Below are 5,551 nucleotides of genomic sequence, written 5' to 3'. Positions count from 1 at the left end.
CCTTTCCCGCCCCGCTCCGCCGCCACCCGCACCGTCGGGCCCGCACCGCCAGGAGGACGCAGTGTCCGAGGCCGCCGACCGCCCCACCGGGACCGACCGCCCCACCGGGACCGATCACGACGCGACCCCACACGAGGACTACGACCACGACGTGATCGTCGTCGGCTCCGGGTTCGGGGGCGCCGTCGCCGCCCTCCGTCTGGGCGAGAAGGGGTACCGGGTCGCCGTCCTGGAGGCCGGCCGCCGCTTCGAGCGCGCCGAACTCCCCGCCACCTCCTGGAACCTGCGCGACTACCTGTGGGCCCCCCGCCTGGGCCTGTACGGCATCCAGCGCATCCATCCCCTGGACAACGTCCTGGTCCTGGCCGGGGCCGGCGTGGGCGGCGGCTCCCTCAACTACGCCAACACCCTCTACGTCCCGCCGGACGCCTTCTTCGCCGACCGCCAGTGGGCCGGGATCACCGACTGGCGCGAGGAACTGACCCCCTGGTACGAGCAGGCCCGCCGGATGCTCGGGGTGCGGATCAACCCCGACACCACCCCCGCCGACGAACACCTGCGCGCCGCCGCCGACCGCATGGGCATCGGCCACACCTTCCGCTCCACCCCCGTCGGCGTCTTCTTCGGCGACGGCCTGGACGGGGACGGCACCCGCACCGCCCGCCCCGGCGAGGAGGTCCCCGACCCCTACTTCGGCGGCGCGGGTCCCGACCGGCGGGCGTGCAGCCGCTGCGGGGAGTGCATGACCGGCTGCCGGCACGGTGCCAAGAACACCCTCAACGAGAACTACCTCCACCTCGCCGAACGCGCCGGGGCGGTGATCCACCCCCTGACCACCGTCACCGCGATCACCGAGTTCACCGACCGCGAGGGACACACCGGCCACGCCGTCACCGTGGTGCCCACCGACGCCCCGCCGCGCCGCAGGCGCCGCCGCGCCCGGGTGCTGCGCGCCCGTTGGGTGGTGCTCGCCGCCGGCACCCACGGCACCCAGACCCTGCTGCACCGGATGCGCGACAGCGGCCTGCTGCCCCGCCTCTCCGACCGCCTCGGGACCCTCACCCGCACCAACTCCGAGGCCCTGGTCGGCGCGCAGACCACCCCCCGCCGCTACCGCCGGGCCATGGCCGCCGCCGGACGCCCGCCCGTCGACCCCGACTTCACCCGGGGCGTGGCCATCACCTCCTCGATCCACCCCGACGAGCACACCCACATCGAACCGGTCCGCTACGGCCGGGGCTCCAACGCCATGGGGCTGCTGTCCATCGCCCAGTTCAACCGGGAGGGACGACTGCCCCGCCCGCTCGCCTTCCTCGGCTCCAGCCTGCGCCACCCCGTCCGTTTCCTGCGCTCGCTGTCCAACCACCGTTGGTCCGAACGCACCATCATCGGACTGGTCATGCAGACCCACGACAACTCGCTCACCACCCATCTGCGCCGACGGGGCCCCCGCCGGGGCCTGCTCACCGCCCGGCAGGGACACGGCGCGCCCAACCCCGAGTGGATCCCGGAGGGCGCCGAGGCGGCCCGCCGACTGGCCGAGGAGATCGGCGGCTTCGCCGGCACCAACGTGGGGGAGGTCTTCGGGATGCCGATGACCGCCCACTTCCTGGGCGGCTGCCCCATCGGCGACGGACCCGACACCGGTGTCGTGGACCCCTACCACCGGCTGTACGGACACCCGGGGATCAGCGTCGTGGACGGCTCCGCGGTCTCCGCCAACCTGGGCGTCAACCCCTCGCTGACCATCACCGCCCAGGCGGAGCGCGCCATGTCCCTGTGGCCCAACCGGGGCGAGCCGGACCCCCGCCCGGCGCAGGGCGCCGGGTACCGGCGCCTGGCCCCCGTCGCGCCGCTGCGCCCCGCCGTCCCGGGGACCGCCTTCGCCGCGCTGCGCCTCCCGGTGCTCCCCGTCCCCACCGTCCCGCCCCGCGCCGCCGGGGAGGGTCTCCCCGGCACCGGCGGGGAGACCGGCCGGGACGGCGACGCCGCCCCTTGATCGCCGGCCCGGGGAGGAACACGACCCGGGGAACACCGGTACGCCGCCGGGCGGCGGGAGCGGGAGCGGGCGGGGGGCCACCGCTCCGCCGGGGGGTTCGGTGAAACGGGGCCGGGCCGCCCCCGGGCCGGACTACGAGCCGACCGGGTCGGTGGGGTGCGTGGCGGGGCGGGTGACCTCCCAGGCCGCCTCGATCATCCGGAAGATCTCCTCCACCGCGGCTTCCGGATCGGCCGCGTCCCGGGCCAGCGCATAGGCATCGACCACGAACCTCGCGATCGTGCGGCAGGCCGTGGTGGTCCGCGGCCGGTCGGGGTCGGCGGCGATGGCCGTGGCCAGCGACTCGGCGTGACGCAGCCTCGCCGCCTCCTCGTACTCCCGCAGGGCGGGTGACGCGTCGATCATCCGCTGGATCGGGGCGGCGGCATCCGTCGTGCAATGGCGCACCAGGGCCCCGATCCGGTCGCGCAGCGCCGGGATGAGCGGCTCGTGCGGTGCCCGGTCGGTGACGGCGCGCAGGAGGCGTTGTCCGAAGTCCTCGTCCTGCTCGAACACCAGGGCCTCTTTCGAGGCGAAGTGGGAGAAGACCGTGGTGACCGCCACGTCGGCCTCGGCGGCCACGTCGCGGATGCCCACGGCCTCGTAGCCGCGTTCCAGGAAGAGCCGCAGGGCGGCATCGGCGATCTTCCGGCGGGTCGCGGCCTTCTTGCGTTCCCGGCGTCCGGGCGGCACGGTCATCCCGCAACGCTATCAGGTGTGAAAGAACAACTGTTTTTAAAAGCTAACCGTTAGTGCTATGGTCGCCGGCATGAGAAGAGTGAGCTTCGCCCGGTTCGGTGGACCGGAGGTCCTGCGACTCGAAGACGTCGAGGAGCCCCACGCGGGACCCGGCCTGATTCGCATAGCCGTTCGAGCGGCGGGCGTGAACCCCGTCGACTGGAGGATCCGTGAAGGTCAATTCCGAGGGGTCCGCCCCCTCGAACTGCCCGCCGGGCTCGGGCAGGACGCCGCCGGGGTGGTGGACGAGGTCGGCGAGGGCGTCGAAGGGGTTGCGGTCGGCGACCACGTGTTCGGCGCGGGGGAGAACACCTACGCCGAGTTCGCCGTGCTGTCGGCCTGGGCCCGGATGCCCCGGGGGCTGACGTTCGAGGAGGCGGCCGGATACCCCTCCGTCACGGAGACCGCACGGCGCGTGATCCGCGAGGTCGGTGTGCGGGCCGGGCAGACACTGCTGGTCAGCGGCGCCTCCGGGGGAGTCGGCTCGGCCGTGGTGCAGCTCGCCCGGGAGCGCGGGATCACGGTGATCGGCACCGCCGGAGCCGCGAGCCGGGATCATGTGCGCGGCATGGGTGCCCTCGCCACGACGTACGGCGAGGGTTGGGTGGAGCGGGTGCGGCGACTCGGCCGGGTCGACGCGGCTCTCGATCTGGCCGGCTCGGGCGTGCTCCGCGAGCTCATCGCGTTGACCGGGGACCGGGGGAAGGTGCTCTCCATCGCCGACCCGGAGGCGGCGGAGCTCGGTGTCCGATTCTCCGGAGTGGCCGGCAGCATGCCGGACGCCCTGGCCGAGGCGGTCGACCTGATCTCGCGGGGAAGGCTCCGCATCCCGATCGAGAAGTCGTACCCGCTCGCCGAGGCCGCGGCGGCGCACGTCGACAGCCGAGCCGGCCACACGCGGGGGCGTCGGGTGCTGATCGTCTGAAAGCCGGCCGCGCGTCGCCCCGGGACGGCCCCGAAACGGCCCCGGGACGGCCCCGGGCCGGCTCCCCGTGGGGGAACCGGCCCGGGTGTGCGGGGGGCGCGTCGACGGACGGCGCCCTCCTCACGGGTGATGCGGGGTGTTACCGGGTGGTGCGGGTGTTACGGACGGATGCCGATCAGACGGCGGCACCCGCGCCGCGACGACGCACCATGTAGACGGCGGCGGCACCCATGGCGACGGCGGCGGCACCGGTCAGGGCGTAGACCGTCAGGCCCGCACCGGCACCGGTCTGGGCGAGCTGCAGGTCCGGGCTGCGCTTGGCCGGGCCGGCGGGCTCGGCCTCCTTGTCGCTGCCGGTCCCACCGGGAGCGGTGATGGAGAAGGCGTAGTACCAACCGCCCTCCCAACCGCACTCCTGGCCGTTGACCTCACCGATGTAGGCGCCACCGCTGACGGCGGCACCCTCGACGGTCGGGGCGTCCTTGTCGATGGAGATCCGGAAGTCGGTCACGACGGTGTCGCTACCGGCCGGCAGGGTGTCCAGCTCGGCGTAGATGCCGGCCGCGAAGCCGTCATCGTCCAGGGCCTTCCAGCCGCCGCCGTTCCGGAACTCCAGGTTGACGTACTCCGACAGCCAGGCGTACTTGTCCAGGTTGTCGAAGTCCAGCTCGCCCTTCTCGAGGTCCTCGTAGAGCTTGAGGTTCTCCACCTCGGCCCACAGGATCACGTCGCGGAGGTCGACGTCGCTGACGTTGGTGGCGTGCATGCTGAACTCGTGCCAGCCGCTGCCCGCGACGATGGTCTCGGGCAGGCCGACGACCTCGGTCAGCAGGCCGTCCTCGTAGTCGGCGTCGAGGTCGGTGCAGAACGCGAACTCGTCCTCCGGCGCCTCGCCGGACTCCTCGTCCTCGTCCCCGTCCTCGTCCCGGCCGTCCTCGCCGGGGGTCTCGCCCTCGTCGTCAACGGGGGTTTCGCCGGGGACCTGGCCGTCGGGGTCGGCGGACTCGTCGTCCTCGTCCTCGGTGAGGTCCGCGTCCGCGTCGTCCTCCACGGGAACGATCTCGTCCTCGGCGGGCTCATCCGTGAGCGGCTGGGCGCTCTCCTCGGCGACGATCTCGTCGCCGGCCTTCTCGTCGACGAGCACCTCGTTACCCGAGGTCTCGTCCTCGCCCTGCTCCGCGGCAAACGCCGGGGAGGCCGCCAGGAGGGCGGCGGGGGCAATCACGGCCGTGGCCGCTGCTGTCGCCATCGCGCGACGAAGCTTCATCAAGGTCCCTTTGTTCAAAGCGGGTTCAGGGACTCCCGCATCCGAAGTGACGCCAAGTGTGACCCGCCGAACATGCGATCGGTTGTAGCGCTTTCGGTCACGGAAGGGTCACGTTCTCCACGGCTCGCATACCGGGCCCTCCAGTGGGTACAACCCGCCTTCGCCCCCCGTCCGCCCGCACTGCGCGGTTTTCGGTGCGGGGCCCCACGGGGAACGGCGATCGGAACGCAAAGAGGCCCCGACGCGCGTTCCGGGGGGAGAACATCGCGCCGGGGCCCGGCCGGCACCGGCGACAGGGCGGCACGGGTGCCGGTGGGGCGACGCCCGGGGGGTGGCGTCGCCGTCCGTGGTCGGACCATTGACGATCCGAGGGTGTCCTTGAATCCTCAGCCATCGGGAGCCCCCGGGCAAGTACCGGAACGGCCGCGTTCCGGAGAAAAAACGGCTCCGGTCGCGGCCGGAGCCCCCGCGGTCGTCCATGATCGACTTTGGGTCGCCCCCGGGTGACCCCGTGTGACGCCGGCCCCGGTCGGGTCGGTCGAACGGAGCGCTCCGCCGGCGCCCGCCGCGCCCCCGCGCCCGC

The 5,551-nt window shown here is 73.4% G+C and carries 4 protein-coding genes; 2 read left to right on the top strand and 2 right to left on the bottom strand.

The features are described from left to right. Window positions 1-61: 61 nt before the first annotated feature. Window positions 62-1,999 (top strand): GMC oxidoreductase, encoded by a 1,938-nt coding sequence (locus FOE67_RS15100; RefSeq protein ID WP_182664534.1) that lies wholly within the window; start codon window positions 62-64, stop codon window positions 1,997-1,999. Window positions 2,000-2,131: 132 nt separating this feature from the next. On the opposite strand, the gene FOE67_RS15095 is transcribed toward FOE67_RS15100, so the two are convergent. Beyond that, the gene (locus FOE67_RS15095) at window positions 2,132-2,737 is read right to left on the bottom strand and encodes a TetR/AcrR family transcriptional regulator (RefSeq protein ID WP_182664532.1); all 606 of its coding nucleotides are present in this window, start codon (window positions 2,735-2,737) and stop codon (window positions 2,132-2,134) included. Between the two features lie 70 nt (window positions 2,738-2,807). Between FOE67_RS15095 and FOE67_RS15090 the strand changes: the two genes are divergently transcribed. Continuing rightward, window positions 2,808-3,701 (top strand): NADP-dependent oxidoreductase, encoded by an 894-nt coding sequence (locus FOE67_RS15090; protein ID WP_182664530.1) that lies wholly within the window; start codon window positions 2,808-2,810, stop codon window positions 3,699-3,701. Between the two features lie 175 nt (window positions 3,702-3,876). On the opposite strand, the gene FOE67_RS15085 is transcribed toward FOE67_RS15090, so the two are convergent. Then, complete coding sequence (locus FOE67_RS15085; RefSeq protein WP_182664528.1) at window positions 3,877-4,968, bottom strand: hypothetical protein; 1,092 nt, start codon at window positions 4,966-4,968, stop codon at window positions 3,877-3,879. Window positions 4,969-5,551 lie beyond the last annotated feature (583 nt).

Source organism: Streptomyces calidiresistens (assembly GCF_014141525.1).
Lineage (GTDB): Bacteria > Actinomycetota > Actinomycetes > Streptomycetales > Streptomycetaceae > Streptomyces > Streptomyces calidiresistens.
The sequence above is the reverse complement of the archived record's forward strand: the minus strand, read 5'-3'. Positions and strand labels throughout refer to the sequence as shown.

Coding starts and splice junctions, on each gene's coding strand:
- FOE67_RS15095 (WP_182664532.1), bottom strand. CDS start 2,737: ATGACCGTGCCGCCCGGACGCCGGGAACGCAAGAAGGCCGCGACCCGC.
- FOE67_RS15090 (WP_182664530.1), top strand. CDS start 2,808: ATGAGAAGAGTGAGCTTCGCCCGGTTCGGTGGACCGGAGGTCCTGCGA.
- FOE67_RS15085 (WP_182664528.1), bottom strand. CDS start 4,968: ATGAAGCTTCGTCGCGCGATGGCGACAGCAGCGGCCACGGCCGTGATT.